We start from the raw sequence: 15,897 nt of genomic DNA on the forward strand, positions 1-15,897 counted from the left end.
GCAGCACGAGTGGAGGTTTTGCCCAAGACGAGGGCCCGGCGGCGGCCGACAGCGGGGCTATGATGCTGTGACCGGACCGAGACGGGAGGCGAACATGCCGGACCAAGGCACCTGGACCATCAAGCGCGTCCTCGACTGGACGTGCGGCTACCTCGAGCGCAAGGGCGACGAGCACCCGCGCCTCTCGGCGGAGTGGCTGCTCGCCGCCGTGACGGGGCTCTCGCGCGTCGAGCTCTACACGAACTTCGACCGGCCGCTCCAGCCGGGGGAGCTCGACGAGATGCATGCCGCCATCGAGCGCCGTGCGGCGGGGGAGCCGCTGCAGTACGTGACCGGAGAGATGCCCTTCCGTCACATCGTCCTTCGCTGCGAGCGGGGCGTGCTCATCCCGCGTCCCGAGACGGAGATCCTGGTGGACGTCGCCCTCGAGGGCGTGGACCGGGCGGCGGCGGAGGGCGGCGCCCGCGTGCTCGAGGTGGGCACGGGGACCGGCTGCGTCGCGCTCTCAATCGCCTCGGAGCGCCCGGGAACGCTGGTCACAGCAACCGACCTCTCCCCGCGCGCGGTCGAGCTGGCAAACCGCAACCGCGACGCGCTGGGTCTCGAGGACGTCGTCGACGTCGTGGAGTGCGACCTCGCTGCGGGGGTGGACCCCGAGCTCATGGGCTCGTTCGCCGTGCTCGTCTCCAACCCGCCCTACATCCCCACGCGCGTGCTCGCCGAGGAGGTCCCCGCCGAGGTCCGCGACTTCGAGCCGGAACTCGCGCTCGACGGCGGCGCGGACGGGCTCGACGTGTTCCGCCGCCTGCTCGACCTCGCGCCCGTCGCACTCGCGCCGGGCGGGACGCTCGCCGTGGAGCTCTTCGAGGGTGCGCTCGACGCGGCGGCAGACCTGGTCCGCGCCCGGGACGGCTGGGAGACGGTCGAGGTCCGCGAGGACCTCACGCACCGTCCCCGCGTCCTCGTGGCCGTGAGGGAGGGATAGCCATGGGCTCCGTTCTCGTTTCCAGCCAGACCGACCCCAGCCCCGAGGTGGTGGACCGCGTCGCCGAGGCGCTCCGCGACGGCGGCGTCGCCGTGCTGCCCACCGACTCCGTCTACGGCATCTGCTGCGCCGCGACGCCCGGCAACCCAGGTCACGCGCGCATCTTCGACGTCAAGCGCCGTGAGCGGACGCAGACGCTGCCGTGGTTCGTCGCCGACGCCAGCGACCTCGCCCGCTACGGCCGCGACGTCCCCGCCTGGGCGCTTCGCCTCGCCGAGCGCCACTGGCCCGGCGCCCTCACGATCGTGGTCCGCGCCTCCGACGAGGTCCCGCCCGAGTACGCCCAGCCCTGCCCCGCGGGACCCACGATCGCCCTGCGCGTGCCGGACTCCGAGCTCGACCGCGCCGTCGTGCGCGCCGCGGGCGTGCCCCTCGCGCAGACGAGCGCCAACACGCACGGCGCCCCGGCGGCGACATCGGGCTCCGGCCTGGAGCCAGGCATCGTCGAGGCTGTCGACCTCGTCGTGGACGCCGGCCCGGCGCCGGTCGGCGTTGCCTCAACGATCGTGGACGCCACCGGCCCTGAGCTGCGAATCCTGCGACTGGGCGCGCTCACCGAGGACGAGGTCCTTCTCGCCGCCCGGCGGTGACGCCGCCCACGCACGTGGTACCCTAGAAGAAGTGCCACCGTCGTCGACCCGGGGAGGCTCCCATGCGCATCGCCATCGCGTCCGACCATGCCGGCTTCGTCCAGAAGGACCCGCTCGCGGACTATCTGCGCTCCCATGGTCACGAGGTGGTTGACTGCGGCCCCGCGACCGACGCGCGCTGCGACTACCCCGACTTCGCGGACAAGGTCGCCCGCCTCGTCGCGCGCGGGGAGGTCGAGCGCGGCGTGATCATCTGCGGCACCGGCCTGGGCGTCGCCCTCACGGCCGACAAGGTTGCCGGCGTGCGCGCCCTGCCCATCCAGACGGTCGAATTTGCCCGCCTCGCCCGCGAGCACAACGACGCCAACGTCATCTGCCTCTCGGGCCGCTTCGTCTCCCTCGAGGACAACGAGGCGATTCTCGACACCTTTCTCACCACCGAGTTCGCGGGCGGCCGCCATGCCGTGCGCGTTGAGAAGATCATGCGCGAGGACGACCCCGACTTCCCGGGCGTCCCCATGGACTTTGGAATGTAGCGCCGCCCGCGCCCGCGGGCGCCACGAGAAGGAGGTCACATGACCTACGAGCACCTGAGCGCGTCCGACCCCGAGGTCTTTGCCGCGGTCGGCAACGAGCTCCGTCGCCAGCGCTCCTCGATCGAGCTCATCGCGTCGGAGAACTTCGTGTCCCTCGCGGTGATGGAGGCCGTGGGGTCCCCGCTCACCAACAAGTACGCCGAGGGCCTGCCCGGCAAGCGCTACTACGGCGGCTGCTGGGCGGTCGACGTCGTGGAGGACCTCGCCCGCGAGCGCGCCAAGGCCCTCTTCGGCGCGGGCTTCGCCAACGTGCAGCCCCACTCCGGCGCCCAGGCCAACTACGCCGCCCTCGCGGCGCTCGCCCAGCCCGGCGACACGATCCTCGGCATGGCGCTCGACAACGGCGGCCACCTCACGCACGGCTCGCCCGCCAACTTCTCCGGCAAGCTCTACAACGTCGTCTCCTACGGCGTGGACGAGAAGACCGAGCGGATCGACATGGACGCCGTCGAGGCGCTCGCCCGCGAGCACCGCCCGCGCGTGATCATCGCCGGCGCCTCGGCCTACCCGCGCATCATCGACTTCGAGCGCTTCGCCGAGATCGCGCACTCCGTGGGCGCTGCGCTCATGGTCGACATGGCCCACATCGCCGGCCTCGTGGCCACCGGGCGCCACCCCTCGCCCGTGCCCTTCGCCGACGTCACCACCACGACCACGCACAAGACCCTGCGCGGCCCGCGCGGCGGCCTCATCCTCTCGAACGACCCCGACCTCGCCAAGAAGGTCGACTCCGCCGTCTTCCCCGGCAGCCAGGGCGGCCCGCTCGAGCACGTCATCGCCGGAAAGGCGGTGGCATTCGGCGAGGCGCTCGCGCCGGAGTTTGCCACCTACACCGACGGCATCCTCGCCAACGCCCGCGCGCTCGGGCGCGGCATGGAGTCGCGCGGCCTGCGCCTGGTCTCGGGCGGCACGGACAACCACCTGCTGCTCGTCGACCTCACGGCGGCCGGTGACGTCACCGGCAAGGACGCCGAGCGCGCCCTCGACGGCGTGGGCATCACCGTCAACAAGAACACGATCCCCGGCGAGAGGCGCTCGCCGTTCGTCACGAGCGGCATCCGCGTGGGCTCCGCGGCCGTCACCACGCGCGGCTTCTCCGAGCAGGAGTGCGAGCGCGTCGGCCAGCTCATCGGCGACGTCGTGACCCGCCTGGGCGACGACTCCGTCGCCGACCGCGTCTCCTTTGAGGTGCGCGAGCTCCTCGATGCGCACCCCCTCTACCCCGAACTGTCGTAACGCAAAGAAGGGACCCAGCATGGCAGAAGAGTTCGACCCCACCCGCTTCACGGTCATCGACCACCCGCTCGTCCAGCACAAGCTGCACATCCTGCGTGACAAGGCCACCGGCACCAAGCAGTTCCGCGAGCTGGTGACCGAGCTCGCGATCTTCGAGGGCTACGAGGCCATGCGCGACTTCCCGCTCGAGGACGTCCAGGTGGAGACCCCGCTTGAGACCACCACCTGCAAGCGCCTCGCCGGCAAGAAGGTCGCCATCATCCCGATTCTGCGCGCCGGCCTGGGCATGGTCGACGGCCTGCTCGAGCTCGTGCCGTCCGCGCGCGTGGGCCACGTGGGCATGTACCGCGACGAGGTCACCCACGAGCCGCACCAGTACTACTGCAAGTTCCCCGACGACGTCCAGAACCGCATCTGCCTCGTCGTCGACCCCATGCTCGCCACCGGCGGCTCGCTCACTGCGGCCATCCAGTTCCTGCGCGAGGCCGGCGTGAAGGACATCCGCTGCCTCACGCTCGTCTCGGCGCCCGAGGGCGTGCGCGCCACGCTGGACTTCGACCCGGACGTGCGCCTCTACACCTGCGCGCTCGACCGCCAGCTCAACGAGCACGCCTACATCCTGCCCGGCCTCGGTGACGCCGGCGACCGCATCTACGGCACCAAGTAGGGCGGGACGGCTTCCGGGAATCGCGGCCCTTGTCGCCGGCGCTTCTAGGATTTGCGGCCCTTGTCCTTGTGACATCTAGAAAAGCGGGACCTTGCACGCAAAGGGAGCTCCACAACCGTGCAAGGTCCCCACTTTTTAGAGCGTCGGGCGACAAGCGCGGCGATTATCGGAGCGCCTCCGGACAAGGGCCACGATTTTTAGAAGAGTCCCGGACAAAGGCCCCGTTTTCTAGACCGCGCGGTGACAAGGTCGTCGATTCCCAGAAGCGCCGGGCGACAAGAACCCCCGACCCGCCGTCCAGCCCTCATCGCCCGATTGTGGCGAAACGGGGGCGAGCGGCGCTCAGCTTGACTATTTCCCCCGGCGCGCTAGAGTTCTCGTGTCCTTAATTCGCTCGGACGGGAGGCGGCTGCGCTTGGAACCTCAGGTCGCCGTCGTCGCCGGCGCGCTTTTTGGCCTTTTGGGGTGCGTCGCGCCTGCCGCGCTGTTCGAGCGGGCTCTGAGGGGGAGCCAGGGGGTCTCGCTTGCCTCCTGCCTCGCGGCGGTGATCGTGTCGTTTCTCACCCTTACCGTCGTCCTGCTTGTGGTGTACACTGCCACGAACGCGGGCTTCTTGGAGTTCGGGTGTGCGCTGGTCGCCTCGTTCCTGCTCTTCTGGAGCATCGAGGCGATAAGGGCCTGGAGGGCGGCCAACGGCCGTGCTCCGCATAGAGGGGAAGGATGATCTTGAATCCTCTGGACAGCCTGGGAGACGAGGTCAACGAGCTCGTAGCGAGCTTCACGTCTCAGCCGATCGCGGGGTCGCTCGACACCGTCGGCTTCACGCAGTACTCGTTCTGGTTCACGGTCGCGATCGTGCTGATGCTCGTCGTGCTCTTCGTCTTCAAGAAGAAGCAGTCCGCGAGCCTCGTGCCGCAGGGCGTCTTCGTGAACGGCGTTGAGTACCTCGTCGAGTTCGTCCGCGACGACATGTGCAAGGGCCTGCTCGGCGAGTCCTGGAAGCGCCACTTCCCGTTCATCGCCACGACCTTCCTTGTGGTTCTCGCCAACAACATCGTGGGCATCATCCCGGGCTGCAAGCCGGGCACCGGCACCATCTCCACCACCGCCGCGCTCGCGCTCTGCTCGTTCGTTTACTTCATCGTCTGCGGCATCAAGAAGAAGGGCACGCTCGGCTACGTCAAGAGCCTCGCTCCCGCCGGCGTGATGTTTCCGCTCAACGCCCTCGTCTGGCTGATCGAGGTCTTCTCCACGATCCTGCGCCTCATCACGCTTGCCGTCCGACTCTTCTGCAACCTCTTCGCGGGCCACGTGGTCATGGGCACCTTCGCCATTCTGGCGTCGCTCTTCTTCGAGCCCATGGTGCAGGCCTTCTCGGTGGCCACCGCCGTGCAGGCGGGCGCGTCGGTGCTGTGGGTCGGTATCCTGCTCGTCATCTACGTCGTGGAGATCATGGTGGCCGCCATCCAGGCCTACGTCTTCGCGCTTCTCTCCGCCGTCTACATCCAGATTGCCGAGTCCGACGAGGAGTAGGCAAGAAGAACGGCAACTCGCGGGCGCCCGCCCGCTGAGGAATAGCACGTTGGTTTGAAACTCGCCCCGCGCACAACACCCATCGGGGCGAATGTCAAAGGAGGAACAGTGGGAGCTCTCGGTGTCGTTGGTTATGGTCTCGGCGTTATCGGCGCGGGCATCGGCATTGGCCTGGCCGCCAGTGGCGTTGCGCAGGGCATGGCTCGTCAGCCCGAGGTTCAGGGCCGTCTCTTCACGGTCTTCATCCTGGGCTCGGCCTTCGTCGAGGCCCTCGCCCTCATCGGCTTCGTCGTCAGCCTCATCGTCAAGTAGCGCTGTCGCACGTTTCCGAGTGGAGGCAAGCATGAAGAACACTGTCACAAGGCTGCTTGCGCCCGCGGGCGTCGCCGCCGGCGTAGTCCTGGCCACGCCCGCCCTGGCGTTCGCCGAGGAGTCGGCGGTCGGCCCGGACATCCTGATCCCCAAGCCGGCGGAGCTCATCCCCGCGCTCATCGCCTTCCTCGTCATCCTCGCCGTGCTCGCCAAGCTCGTGTGGCCGCCGGTGCTGGAGATGATGGAGAAGCGCCAGCAGAAGATCCAGGAGGACCTCGACGCCGCGCAGCGCTCCAAGATCCAGGCGGCCGAGGAGGCCAAGAGCTACGAGGCCAAGATCCTCGAGGCGCACCACGAGGCCGACGCCATCGTCGCCAAGGCCAAGAAGGAGGCCGAGGAGGTCCGCTCCGCGGTGCTCGCCAAGGCCCAGCGCGAGGCCGCCGACATCATCGCCAAGGCCCACGGCGCCGTGGACTCCGAGCGCCACAAGGCCATGATCGAGCTTTCCAGCTCCGTCGTGGACCTCTCCGTGGAGATCGCGAGCAAGATCATCGGCAACGACCTCTCCGTCGAGGAGCAGCGCAAGCTGGCCGAGAAGTACCTCGCGGAAGTGGGGGAGCCCCATGAGCGCTAAGCGCGTGGACGCCGAGAAGGTCGAGGCGTACACGAGGGCGCTCCTGGAGGCGGCTCGCTCCGAGGGCCGCGCCAACGCGGACCTCGTCCAGTGGCAGCACGCCCAGAAGTTCACGCCCGAGGTCCTCGAGACGCTCGCGGCGATGCAGCGCGAGGACGACCTCGACCTCGTCGAGGCGGTCGCCAAGCACTACAAGGAGCTTCTCGACTCCCAGGACACCACCGTGTCGGTGACCGTGACCACCGCCGTCCCCATGGACGACGACCTGCGCGCCAAGGTGCGCGCCAAGACCGAGGCCGACCTCAACGCCCCGGTCTACCTCGTCGAGCGCATCGACCCGTCGATTATCGGCGGCATCATGCTCGAGGTGCGCGGCAAGCGCTACGACGCCTCCGTGCGCGCCCAGCTCGCCAACATCCGCAAGACCCTCTCGTCGACCTTCATCGAAGGCGAGGAACGCTAAATGGAAACCATCAGCTCCGAGAAGATCATGAGCACGCTGCGCGAGGAGCTCGCGCAGATCAACGCCACGGTCGACCGTCAGGAGGCCTCGGTCGTCACCGAGGTCGCAGACGGCATCGCGCGCATCTCGGGCCTCAAGACCGCCATGGCCGGCGAGCTGCTCAAGCTCACCAGCTCCGCCACCGGCCTGGACGTCTACGGCCTCGTGCAGAACCTCGACCAGGATGACGTGGGCGCGGTCCTCTTCGGCGACGCCGAGGAGATCAAGGAGGGCGACGAGTGCCGCACCACCGGGCGCGTCATGGACATCCCGGTCGGTCACGCCATGCTCGGCCGCGTGGTGAACCCGCTCGGCCAGCCGATCGACGGCCTCGGCCCGATCAACACCACGCACCGTCGCCCGATCGAGTTCAAGGCCCCCGGCATCATGGACCGCCAGCCGGTGTGCGAGCCCGTCCAGACGGGTCTTCTCGCCATCGACGCGATGGTGCCCATCGGCCGCGGCCAGCGCGAGCTCATCATCGGCGACCGCAAGACGGGCAAGACGGCCATCGCCATCGACGCCATCGTCAACCAGCGTGCGACCGACATGATCTGCATCTACGTGGCCATCGGCCAGAAGGCCTCCACGGTCGCCGGCATCCGCGAGTCGCTCGCGCAGCACGGCGTCCTGGACAAGACGGTCATCGTCTCGGCCACCGCCGCCGAGTCCGCGCCGATGCAGTACATCGCCCCGATGGCGGGCGCCGCGATCGGCGAGTACTTCATGTACAACGACGAGCACGGCAACCCCGCCGACGCCGAGCACCCCGGCGGGCACGTCCTCGTGGTCTACGACGACCTCTCCAAGCAGGCCGTCGCCTACCGTCAGATGTCGCTGACGCTGCACCGTCCGCCCGGACGCGAGGCGTACCCCGGCGACATCTTCTACCTGCACAGCCGCCTGCTCGAGCGCGCCTGCAAGCTCTCTGACGCCAACGGCGGCGGCTCGCTCACGGCGCTGCCGATCATCGAGACGCAGGAGGGCGACGTCTCCGCCTACATCCCCACGAACGTGATCTCCATCACGGACGGTCAGATCTACCTCCAGTCCAACCTGTTCTTCCAGGGCCAGCGCCCCGCCGTCGACGTGGGCATCTCGGTTTCCCGCGTGGGCGGCGACGCCCAGATCAAGGCCATGAAGCAGGTCGTGGGCACGCTGCGCCTGGACCTGGCGGCCTTCCGCGAGAAGCAGGCCTTCTCGCAGTTTGGCTCCGACCTCGACGCCACGACGCAGTACCAGCTCAACCACGGCGCCCACGTCATGGAGATGCTCAAGCAGCAGCGCTTCTCGGCGCTCGACGTCCGCGACCAGGTCATCTCGATCTTTGCCGCCAAGGAGGACTTCCTCGACGACATCGACCTCGAGAACGTGACGCTGTTCCGCGACGGCCTGGCCAAGTACATGTCCGAGCACTGCCCCAAGCTGCGCGCCTCGGTCATGGACGGCAAGATCGACGACGCCACGGCCTCGCGTCTGCGCGGCCGCATCGCCCGCTACAAGAAGCTGTTCCTCGCCGAGCACCCCAACCGCAAGCGTCTCGAGGACGTCGAGCAGGCGGCGGAGGACACCGTCGCCGCGCCGCCCGAGGGCGGTCACGAGCCGCTGGACGGCCAGGGGAAGTAGACCATGGCAAGCCTTCGTGAGATACAGCGGCGCATGAGCTCGATCAAGAGCACGATGCAGATCACGCGCACGATGGAGATGATCTCCACGGCCCGCATCCACAAGGCGCTCCAGCGCGCCGAGGAGGCGGAGCCCTACAAGGACGCCATCACGCGCATGCTCGCCAACGTCGCCGAGGCGGGCTTCTCGTCCGGCCAGCCGCTCCTCGCGCAGCGCACGGAGGAGAAGCACGTGCTCTTCATCCTCGTGGCCTCCGACAAGGGCCTCGCGGGCGGCTTCAACATCGTGCAGCAGCGCGCCGTGGAGAACGAGATGCGGCGCCTCAAGGCGCGCGGCGTCGAGTCCTCGGTCATCACCTGCGGCCGCAAGCCCACCGAGTACTTCACGTACCGCAAGATGGCGCCCGTGATGTCGTTCGTCGGCATCTCCTCGGAGCCCAACCAGGACGAGGCCGACCGCATCGCCTCCTACGTCATGCGCGGCTACGCCACCGGCGAGATCGACCGCGTCGTGATCTACTACTGGCACGCCAAGAACCGCGTCGAGCAGACCCAGGTGGTCGAGCAGCTCCTGCCCATCACCAAGGAGCAGCTCACGATGCCCAACAAGCCGCGCGAGCGCGAGGCGCTCAGCAAGGTCGAGGGCCACGCCTACACCGACTTCGCCTTCGACCCCTCAGCCGAGGAGGTCCTGGGCCACCTCATGCCCGCCTACTTCAGGACGGTCATCTTCCACGCGCTGCTCGACTCGGCGGCCGCGGAGCACGGGGCGCGCCGCCGCGCCATGCAGTCCGCGACCGACAACGCCCGCGAGGTGCTGGACACGCTCGAGCGCACGTTCAACCGAGTCCGCCAGGGCTCCATCACCACCGAGCTCAACGAGATCATCGGCGGCGCTTCCGCATTGGAGGACAACTGATGGCAGAGAAGAACCAGGAGACGCGCACCGCCCTCGAGGAGGCCGCGTACAACAAGCTCAACCGCACCGTCGGCGTGGGCACGATCGTCCGCATCGTCGGACCGGTCGTTGACGTCAAGTTCGACGACCAGGTGCCGGGCATCTACACCGCGCTCGTCGTCGAGGGCGACACGCCCGTCGGCCACGTGAGCACGGTGCTCGAGGTGGAGTCTCAGCTCCCGGGCGGCATCGTCCGCACCGTGGCCATGTCCTCCACCGACGGCCTCACCCGCGGCCTCAAGGTCCGCGACACCGGCCACCCCATGATGATGCCCGTCGGCCCCTCCACCCTGGGGCGCGTCTGGAACGTCATGGGCCAGCCCGTCGACGGCGGCGAGGTCCCCGACGACGTCCAGTACTACCCGATCCACCACCCCGCGCCCTCCTTCGACGAGCTCACCACCACGACCGAGATCTTCGAGACGGGCATCAAGGCCATCGACCTGCTCGAGCCCTACGTCCGCGGCGGCAAGACGGGACTCTTTGGCGGCGCGGGCGTCGGCAAGACGGTCCTCATCCAGGAGCTGATCAACAACCTCGCCCAGCAGCACGGCGGCACCTCGGTCTTCACCGGCGTCGGCGAGCGCACCCGCGAGGGCACCGACCTCTACCTCGAGATGACCGAGTCCGGCGTCATTGAGAAGACCTGCCTGGTCTACGGCCAGATGAACGAGCCGCCCGGAGCGCGCATGCGCGTGGCGCTCGCCGGCCTCACCACCGCGGAGTTCTTCCGTGACCAGGGCCAGGACGTCCTGCTGTTCATCGACAACATCTTCCGCTTCTCCCAGGCGGGCTCCGAGGTCTCGGCCCTTCTCGGCCGCATGCCCTCCGCCGTCGGCTACCAGCCCACGCTGGCCACCGAGATGGGCGAGCTCCAGGAGCGCATCACCTCCACCAAGGAGGGCTCCATCACCTCGGTCCAGGCCGTCTACGTCCCCGCCGACGACCTCACCGACCCGGCGCCGGCCACCACGTTCACGCACCTCGACGCCACGACGGTCCTCTCCCGCGCGATCACCGACCTCGGCATCTACCCGGCCGTCGACCCGCTCGCGAGCTCGAGCTCCGCGCTCGACCCCTCGATCGTGGGCGAGGAGCACTACCGCGTGGCCATCGCCGTCCAGGAGACGCTGCAGGAGTACTCCGACCTCCAGGACATCATCGCGATCCTGGGCATGGACGAGCTCTCCGAGGAGCAGCAGCACGTCGTCGCGCGCGCCCGCAAGATCCAGCAGTTCCTCTCGCAGTCGTTCCACGTCGCCGAGAAGTTCACGGGCAACCCCGGCACCTACGTGACGGTCGAGGACACCGTCCGCTCCTTCGCCGAGATCGTCGACGGCAAGTGCGACGACCTGCCCGAGCAGGCGTTCCGCTTCGCCGGCACGATCGAGGACGTCCGTCGTCGCGCGGCCGAGATGGCCGGCACCCCCGTCCCCGACAAGGCCGCCGAGGCCCAGGACGGCGACGAGGAGACGGCCGAGAAGGACGGGGAGTAGGCCCATGGCCGAGCTCAACTGCCAGTTCGTCCGCCCCGACCGGCTGCTCTTCGACGGCCCGGTGGCCAACCTCGTGCTGGTCACCTATGCCGGCGAGCTGGGCGTCTGGCCCGGTCACGCGCCCGAGATCGTGGCGCTCGGCGACGGCGTGGTGCGCATGCGCGCCCGGCAGGAGGACGGCGGGCACGAGTACGACGTCGTCGTCTCGGGCGGCTACGCCGAGATCGACAACGACGGCGTCATCATCCTCGCCGACCATGCCCGTCGTACCGACGACATCGACCCCGACGTCGTGCGGCGCACGCGCGACGAGGCCATCGACGCGCTCGACGAGATTGGCCAGGGCGACTATCGTGCGGCATACTATGAGAAGAAGATCCGGTGGTGCAACCTCCTGCTGAAGCACGCTGGGGGAGGCGCCGCCTAGCGTTTGCTCGGAGGTCGCATGGAAGTCATTCAGATCGAGGGTGGGCACCGCATCACGGGCGAGGTGCGCGTCGAGGGGGCCAAGAACTCCGCGCTCAAGCTCATGGCGGCAACCATCATGGCGCCCGGCGTCACCACGCTCACCAACGTGCCCAACATCTCCGACGTCCACGTCATGGGCAAGGTGCTCAAGAACATCGGCGCCCGCATCGACGTCGTGAACGTGCACGAGCTGCGCATCGACACCACCGACGTCGACTCCTGGGAGACCCCCTACCACCTCGTCGCGCAGATGCGCGCGTCCACCGCGGTTCTCGGGCCCCTGCTCTCGCGCTTCGGGCGCGCGATCGTCGCGATGCCCGGCGGCTGCAACATCGGCGCCCGCAGCATCGACATGCACATCCTGGGCCTCGAGGCGCTCGGCGTCGAGTTTGAGGTCAAGCACGGCAACATCCACGCGAGCGCCCCGCACGGGCTCACCGGCGCCACGGTGACCCTCAACTTCGCGAGCGTGGGCGCCACCGAGAACCTGATGATGGCGTCGGTCTTCGCCAAGGGCGTCACCACGATCGACAACGCGGCGCGCGAGCCCGAGATCGTGGACCTCGCGAACCTGCTGAACGAGATGGGCGCCAAGATCTCCGGCGCGGGCTCGCCCGTGATAGAGATCGAGGGCGTCTCCGAGCTCCACCCGGTCGAGCACTGCGTGGTCGGGGACCGCATCGAGGCGGGCACCTTCCTCGTCGCCGGAGCCCTCGCCGGCGAGCCGGTCACGGTGCGCGGCTTCGCCCCCCTCCACCTGGGTCTCGTCCTTAAGAAGTACGAGCAGATGGGCATCACGATCGAGCGCGGGCCGGACTGGTGCCGCGCCTGGCGCGATCGCCCGCTCGTCCCCACCGACATCCAGACCCTGCCCTTCCCGGGCTTCCCGACCGACATGCAGGCGCAGACCATGGTCCTTCTCGCCCTCGCCAAGGGCAGCTGCGTCATCACCGAGAACATCTTCGAGAACCGCTTCATGCTCGCCGGCGAGCTCTCCCGCATGGGCGCAGACATCTCGATCGAGGGTCACCACGCCATCGTGCACGGCGTCGACGGGTTCTCGGGGACGCAGGTCAAGTCGCCCGACCTGCGCGGCGGCGCCGCGCTCGTGCTGGCGGGCCTCGTCGCCGACGGCATCACCACCGTCTCCCAGATCCACCACATCGACCGCGGCTACGAGGGGTTCGTCGAGAAGCTCGCGTCCCTCGGGGCGCGCATCCGCCGCGCCGAGCTCCCGGACGAGGAGGAGTAGGGGATGGCCATGGGAATCACCGACCGCCAGGACGACCACGCCCTCAGCCGCGCCGGCGAGGACTACCTCGAGGCCATCTACCGCATCTCGCTGGGGACCGGCTCGGGAGGCACGTCCGTCCGCTCCGTCGACGTCGCCGAGCACCTCGGCGTCTCCAAGGCGAGCGTCAACAAGGCCCTCTCCATGCTCAAGGAGGCGGGCATGGTCGAGCAGAGCCGCTACGGACGCGTGACGCTCACCCCCGAGGGCGAGAAGTACGCGGCGCTCGTGTGGCGCGCGCACCGCGCCCTGCGTCTGTTCCTGGAGCGCGACCTCGGCGTCGAGGCCGAGACGGCCGACGCGGAGGCCTGCCTCATGGAGCACGCCCTCTCCGCCGACACGATGGGCAGGCTGATCTCCTACCTCGAGCGTCAGGGAATCGTCGTCCCCGAGTAGCGTCTCGCGGCGCGCCCTCAGCCGCTGGCGGAACAGGAGCTGTCTGAGCCCCGGTGGATGGGGTATGTTGTTTGTGCCGCCGTGCGTTCGCACCGCGGCGATCAGACACGACCCGAAGGGAAGACCATGAAGGCAATCATCCCTGCCGCCGGCCTCGGAACCCGCTTCCTCCCCGCCACCAAGTGCACTCCCAAGGAGCTGCTCCCCGTCATCGACAAGCCCGTCATCCAGTACGTCGTCGAGGAGGCCCTCGAGCCCGAGGGCGTCGACGGCGTCGTCATTGTCAACTCCCACGAGAAGCCCCAGATCGAGCAGTACTTCTCCGTGGACCACGGCTTCGAGTCCATGCTGCGCAAGCGCGGCAAGACCGCCGAGGCCGCCCGCGTGCACGAGGCGTCCACGCTTCCCGTCTCCTTCGTCTATCAGGACGAGGCCCGCGGCCTCGGCCACGCGGTCCTGCAGGCCGCCGATGAGATCGACGGCGAGCCGTTCCTCGTCCTCCTCGGCGACTACTTCGTGCCCGGCCGCCAGATGTGCGTCCGCATGGCGCAGATCTCGCGCGAGCACGGCGGGGCCTCGGTCATCGCCGTCGCCCCCGTCCCCGCCGACCAGGTGAGCCGCTACGGCATCATCGCCGGCGAGTGCGTGGGATGCCTCCCCGGAACCGACGCCACGGGCGAGCAGGAGGGTGCCATCTGGAAAGTCACGGGCCTGGTCGAGAAGCCCAAGCCCGAGCACGCGCCGTCGCACCTGTTCATCGTCGGCCGCTACCTGCTCTCCCCGCGCATCATGGAGCTGCTCGCCACGCAGGGCCCCGGCGCCGGCAACGAGATCCAGCTCACCGACGCCATGGAGCGGCTCCTCGCGGAGGAGGAGATGTACGCGCTCGTCGTCGACCCCTCCGAGGGCTGCGACACCGGCACGCCCGCGGCCTGGGCCGCCACCAACGCGCGCATGGCGCTCGAGGACCCCTCCCAGGAGGCCGCCTTCCGCGAGGCCTTCGGCTCGGACGGTGCCGCCAGCCTTGGATAGCAAGAGGGCGGACATACTGCGCTTCGACGTCGACGGCTGGCACGCGCGCTTCGACGACTCGTTCACAGACGAGAACGTCGCCCGCATCGCGGACGCGCTCGGTCTGGTGTGGGCCAACGGCCACCCCGGCGCCACGGTCTACGTGGGCTTCGACACGCGCCATGCGGCGCACGAGCACGCGCGCCTCGCGGCGGGCGTGCTCGCGTCGTACGGCCTCGTGGTCAAGGTCTCCGACCGCCCGTGCCCCACGCCCGCCGTCGCGTGGACCTGCGCTCGGGACGAGGGCGCCGTCGGCGCGCTCGTCCTGACGGCGAGCGAGCGCTCGTGCGAGTACGGCGGCCTCGTGGTGCGCGGCTCTGACGGCGGACCGGTCCCGCATGACTTCCTCGACGAGGTCGAGCAGAGCGTCTCGCTGACGCCCACCGCCGCGCGCGGGGCCTTCGAGGAGCTCGACCTCATGGACGAGTACCTCTCGTCGCTCGCTGCCTGGGTCGACCGCGAATCCATCGCCGCCGCGCGGCCCAGGGTCGTCGTCGACGCCATGTACGGCGCCGGGACGGGACACCTCGCCGAGGTCCTCACCGACCTGGGCTGCGAGGTCGTCGAGATCCACGTCGAGCCGCGCGAGGACTTCGGCGGGATCCACCCCGACCCCCGCGACCCCTGGGCAGACTCCTGCGAGCAGGCGGTCGTCGCCCACCAGGCCGACCTGGGCCTGCTGCTCGACGGCGACGCCGACCGGGCGTCGGTGGTGGACGAGAGGGGCCGGCTGCTCCCGGCTCGCGTGCTCATCCCCATGGTCCTCGGCAACCTCGTCATGGGCCACGGCGCGCATGGCCGCGTCGTCACCACGCTCACCTGCTCCGCCTGCATCGGGCGCGAGGCGTCGCGCCTGGGCTGCGACACGACGTCGGTTCCCGTCGGCTTCACGCGTGTATATAGAGAGATGCTCGAAGCCGACGCGATCATGGGCGTCGAGGAGTACGGCGGCATCTGCGTGCCCGCGCACCTGCACGAGCGCGACGGCATGCTCGTGTGCCTGCTCGCCGTCGAGATGCTCGCGCGCTCGGGCAAGACCGTCTCCACCATGGCCTCCGAGCTCGAGTCGATCATCGGGACCATGTGGTACGCCCGCCGCGACCTCCGGCTCGACCCGGCGGTGAGCCAGGCGTTCCGCAACATCCTGCCGGGGCTGAACCCGGGGGAGCTTGCCGGGAGGCTTCCCGTGGAGGTGTCGCACGCCGACGGCCTCAGGGCGCAGTTCGACGACGACTCCTGGGTCCTCATCCGACCCTCGCGCACGAGCTCGGTCGTGAGGGTCTACGCGGAGGCGCCCTCGGCGCCGGAGCGTGACGACCTGCTCAGCGCCGCCTGCGACCTGGTGCGACGCGGCCTCTAAACTTCTAGTTGTGCAGAAACCGTGGAGGCGCCGATTCTCGCCCCCGCACGCCGCGCGGGTGCGTATAGTTAATCCCCGCGCAGCGACGAGCTCACGGCCCACGACCTGCGCGGCGTA

The 15,897-nt window shown here is 69.2% G+C and carries 18 protein-coding genes; all 18 read left to right on the plus strand.

What is annotated here, in order from left to right; all coding sequences use genetic code 11:
* Positions 1–94: 94 nt before the first annotated feature.
* The 18 genes from prmC to B5F73_RS08295 all read left to right on the plus strand — a co-directional run bounded on the left by prmC (position 95) and on the right by B5F73_RS08295 (position 15,780).
* Positions 95–985, plus strand: a complete 891-nt coding sequence (prmC, locus tag B5F73_RS09460; RefSeq protein ID WP_204206297.1) for a peptide chain release factor N(5)-glutamine methyltransferase — start codon at positions 95–97, stop codon at positions 983–985.
* A gap of 2 nt (positions 986–987) precedes the next feature.
* A complete protein-coding gene (locus tag B5F73_RS09465) occupies positions 988–1,635 on the plus strand; it encodes an L-threonylcarbamoyladenylate synthase (protein WP_204206298.1) in 648 nt (215 codons plus the stop codon).
* Between the two features lie 62 nt (positions 1,636–1,697).
* The gene (gene rpiB / locus B5F73_RS08220; RefSeq protein WP_087227762.1) at positions 1,698–2,171 is read left to right on the plus strand and encodes a ribose 5-phosphate isomerase B; all 474 of its coding nucleotides are present in this window, start codon (positions 1,698–1,700) and stop codon (positions 2,169–2,171) included.
* A gap of 39 nt (positions 2,172–2,210) precedes the next feature.
* Entirely contained in the window at positions 2,211–3,467 is a 1,257-nt protein-coding gene (gene glyA / locus B5F73_RS08225) for a serine hydroxymethyltransferase (RefSeq protein WP_087227763.1), read from the plus strand.
* A gap of 19 nt (positions 3,468–3,486) precedes the next feature.
* Positions 3,487–4,134, plus strand: coding sequence for a uracil phosphoribosyltransferase (upp, locus tag B5F73_RS08230; RefSeq protein ID WP_087227764.1), 648 nt, complete (start codon positions 3,487–3,489; stop codon positions 4,132–4,134).
* A gap of 415 nt (positions 4,135–4,549) precedes the next feature.
* Positions 4,550–4,858, plus strand: coding sequence for a hypothetical protein (locus tag B5F73_RS08235; RefSeq protein WP_087227765.1), 309 nt, complete (start codon positions 4,550–4,552; stop codon positions 4,856–4,858).
* Positions 4,859–4,860: 2 nt separating this feature from the next.
* Complete coding sequence (gene atpB, locus B5F73_RS08240; RefSeq protein WP_204206300.1) at positions 4,861–5,667, plus strand: F0F1 ATP synthase subunit A; 807 nt, start codon at positions 4,861–4,863, stop codon at positions 5,665–5,667.
* A 108-nt stretch (positions 5,668–5,775) separates the two neighbouring features.
* On the plus strand, positions 5,776–5,979 hold the full coding sequence (gene atpE / locus B5F73_RS08245) for an ATP synthase F0 subunit C (RefSeq protein WP_075278954.1): 204 nt from the start codon (positions 5,776–5,778) through the stop codon (positions 5,977–5,979).
* A gap of 31 nt (positions 5,980–6,010) precedes the next feature.
* Positions 6,011–6,613: a F0F1 ATP synthase subunit B gene (gene atpF, locus B5F73_RS08250; protein WP_087227767.1), complete on the plus strand. Its 603-nt coding sequence runs from the start codon at positions 6,011–6,013 to the stop codon at positions 6,611–6,613.
* Positions 6,603–7,076: a F0F1 ATP synthase subunit delta gene (locus tag B5F73_RS08255; RefSeq protein ID WP_087227768.1), complete on the plus strand. Its 474-nt coding sequence runs from the start codon at positions 6,603–6,605 to the stop codon at positions 7,074–7,076. The genes atpF and B5F73_RS08255 overlap by 11 nt, the downstream gene beginning before the upstream one ends.
* Entirely contained in the window at positions 7,077–8,741 is a 1,665-nt protein-coding gene (gene atpA, locus B5F73_RS08260; protein ID WP_087227769.1) for a F0F1 ATP synthase subunit alpha, read from the plus strand. It abuts the gene before it with no gap.
* Positions 8,742–8,744: 3 nt separating this feature from the next.
* On the plus strand, positions 8,745–9,659 hold the full coding sequence (gene atpG / locus B5F73_RS08265; RefSeq protein WP_087227770.1) for an ATP synthase F1 subunit gamma: 915 nt from the start codon (positions 8,745–8,747) through the stop codon (positions 9,657–9,659).
* On the plus strand, positions 9,659–11,194 hold the full coding sequence (gene atpD / locus B5F73_RS08270) for a F0F1 ATP synthase subunit beta (protein WP_239379843.1): 1,536 nt from the start codon (positions 9,659–9,661) through the stop codon (positions 11,192–11,194). The genes atpG and atpD overlap by 1 nt, the downstream gene beginning before the upstream one ends.
* 4 nt (positions 11,195–11,198) lie before the next feature.
* The gene (atpC, locus tag B5F73_RS08275) at positions 11,199–11,621 is read left to right on the plus strand and encodes an ATP synthase F1 subunit epsilon (protein ID WP_087227771.1); all 423 of its coding nucleotides are present in this window, start codon (positions 11,199–11,201) and stop codon (positions 11,619–11,621) included.
* 18 nt (positions 11,622–11,639) lie between these two features.
* A complete protein-coding gene (gene murA / locus B5F73_RS08280) occupies positions 11,640–12,914 on the plus strand; it encodes a UDP-N-acetylglucosamine 1-carboxyvinyltransferase (RefSeq protein ID WP_087227772.1) in 1,275 nt (424 codons plus the stop codon).
* Between the two features lie 9 nt (positions 12,915–12,923).
* Positions 12,924–13,349: a metal-dependent transcriptional regulator gene (locus tag B5F73_RS08285; protein WP_087227782.1), complete on the plus strand. Its 426-nt coding sequence runs from the start codon at positions 12,924–12,926 to the stop codon at positions 13,347–13,349.
* Between the two features lie 126 nt (positions 13,350–13,475).
* On the plus strand, positions 13,476–14,381 hold the full coding sequence (locus tag B5F73_RS08290; RefSeq protein WP_087227773.1) for a UTP--glucose-1-phosphate uridylyltransferase: 906 nt from the start codon (positions 13,476–13,478) through the stop codon (positions 14,379–14,381).
* Positions 14,374–15,780, plus strand: a complete 1,407-nt coding sequence (locus tag B5F73_RS08295) for a phosphoglucomutase (RefSeq protein WP_239379845.1) — start codon at positions 14,374–14,376, stop codon at positions 15,778–15,780. The genes B5F73_RS08290 and B5F73_RS08295 overlap by 8 nt, the downstream gene beginning before the upstream one ends.
* Positions 15,781–15,897: the final 117 nt, after the last annotated feature.

Origin of the sequence: Olsenella sp. An270 (assembly GCF_002159735.1) — a bacterium.
GTDB lineage: Bacteria > Actinomycetota > Coriobacteriia > Coriobacteriales > Atopobiaceae > Thermophilibacter.